This is a genomic window from Clostridium tanneri, from assembly GCF_033659955.1.
GTDB lineage: Bacteria > Bacillota > Clostridia > Clostridiales > Clostridiaceae > Clostridium_AM > Clostridium_AM tanneri.
Genome location: NZ_JARUJP010000061.1, coordinates 1 through 2097 on the forward strand (window position 1 = coordinate 1; position 2097 = coordinate 2097).

Here is a 2097-nt window from a genome sequence, read left to right on the forward strand (position 1 = left end):
AGAGTGGGGGAGATACCTGAATGCTGATGCATTAGGCGGAAGCAGAGGTGACTTATTATCTCATAATGTATTTGCGTATTGCAAAAATAACCCTATTAACATGACTGATCCAAACGGATATTTATCAGGATGGGTTAAATGGGCTTTGGCAGCAGTTGCGGCAGTCGTTGTAGTTGCTGCAATAGTAGCTATAGCTTCGCCAGCAACTTTTGCAGCAGCTGTAACTATGGGAACTACGGTGATAACAAGAGGTGCTCAGATTGCACAAAGAGTTGGACAGAGAGCTGTTCAGGTGGCAAGTAGAGTTTCAAAAAGTATATCAGGAATTGGAAAGATTAAATCCAAAGGTTATATAAGATTTTCAAGAAGTGGTAATGATAGTAGTCTTGATTGGAGTATTATAAGTAAACATGGAGAAACTAGATTTGAGCATGTTGGAAAACATACAATAAATAATTTGCAAAAGCCTGAACATGGAATTTTTTACGGAGATCCAGTTAAAATGATAAATAATGCTTGGATAAATGCAAAAAATATCACTCCTATAACATCTGGAGGTGCGGATATTTATCATATACCATTTCAAGGTGCTGGATATGCAGGAGGATATGGAGGACAATTACAGAACTTAAATCATATTACTATAATTACAAGACAGGGAACAAATAGACTTATAACGGCTTATCCTGGTATGGGTGGGAACTATAATATAAATCTATTATTGCCATAAAAATGGAGGAGATGCAATGGAGAGCTTCGGTAAGTACAGGATTAGGTGGTGTCCAATTTGTACTCAAGGATGGATTGAAATAGTAAAAGCAATTGATACAAATGAACTATATGTATGTTGCTTAGAATGTGAAACGGAGTGGGAATCTCCAAAAGATGCATTAGATTTAAAGGTTGGTACACATGATCTATATGGTATGGTTACTGTTCCAACATTTGAAGAAGTATGCTCTAAAGGATGGGAAAAATATATTAGTTATAAATAAAAGAACCTAAATTCTATTGGTTTAAATTATTAAGTTATAAAAAACGGTGCTTTACAAAAGTACTGTTTTTTGAAACTTAATAGTATTCTAAAGAAGAATTTCATTTGGAATAATTGAGATTATAATTAGTTTTAGAGATTTTATAAAATAAAGAAGTGATAAAGAATGAAGTATTTGAAGGTAGAATGGATTCATAGTTTACAAAATGAACCAATTATTATATATTCAGAAATTGATAATAAGTATAATGAGATAAGAAAAGTTGAAATTTATAGGGATAATAAAATAGGATATGCGGACTTAAATACTGAATTCCGAGGAACAAGATTATCAGAAGAACCATTACCAACTTTGTCAGAAATAGCTTTAGATAATCAATTCAAGCCCATGGAAATAGATAAACATGAATTTGAAGAAGTGTGGTTAAAAAGAATGCAACTGAATAAATAAAGGTAAGTTAAGGTGGAGCAGCTAATAAAATATAGTGTTCCACCTTTTTATACTATAGTAAAGTAAAATTTTAGGTAACGGCTCATCAAATATTATAAGAATTATGGAGGTAAACCCATGACGTTGAGTAAGTTAACAATTGCAGATAAAAAAAGAATTACGCAAGATTGGAACGAATTATTTCCTTCACTGGGTGTGTATAAACCTATGCATTTGATAAATAGAATAGGCCCAATATTGGTCGGAATTTTGCTTGAAGTTAAGTCAGGGAATAACAGTTATATTCCCACATTTCATGTTCATAATTTAGTACGACCTTTTCCTGTGATTACGTTAGGATTAGCTAGTACTCTTAACAGACAAAGTGTAAGTTTGGAATTCCATGAAAAGAAGTATAGAGAGCTGGCAAAACTTATGAATAAAAATCTATTAATCCCTTTAGAAGGAGATGTTGAACTAGATAAAGTTCTATCTGGATTCAAAAAATATATAGAAAATCCAACATTTCCGTTTCAGATTGAGGTTTATAGCAAGCAGAAAACTGTTTCCAGTTTTCTGCCATGGGGTCTGACCCCATGGCCGTACTACTGGAAGTAATGGAAAAACTCCGGCAGAGGAAACTCCTGTATTTGGAAAAGATGAAAATGATCAG

4 protein-coding genes are annotated in these 2097 nt (G+C 33.1%); all 4 read left to right on the top strand.

Annotation, left to right across the window (positions count from 1 at the left end):
• A partial coding sequence (locus P8V03_RS18870; RefSeq protein WP_487286268.1) for an RHS repeat-associated core domain-containing protein occupies positions 1-730 on the top strand: 730 nt, incomplete at its 5' end.
• Positions 731-746: 16 nt separating this feature from the next.
• Positions 747-995 (top strand): hypothetical protein, encoded by a 249-nt coding sequence (locus P8V03_RS18875; RefSeq protein WP_261673562.1) that lies wholly within the window; start codon positions 747-749, stop codon positions 993-995.
• Positions 996-1160: 165 nt separating this feature from the next.
• Positions 1161-1445 (top strand): DUF6881 domain-containing protein, encoded by a 285-nt coding sequence (locus P8V03_RS18880; RefSeq protein WP_261673563.1) that lies wholly within the window; start codon positions 1161-1163, stop codon positions 1443-1445.
• A gap of 117 nt (positions 1446-1562) precedes the next feature.
• Positions 1563-2042 carry a hypothetical protein gene (locus tag P8V03_RS18885; protein WP_261673564.1) on the top strand — a complete coding sequence of 160 codons (480 nt, stop codon included), beginning with the start codon at positions 1563-1565 and terminating at the stop codon, positions 2040-2042.
• Positions 2043-2097 lie beyond the last annotated feature (55 nt).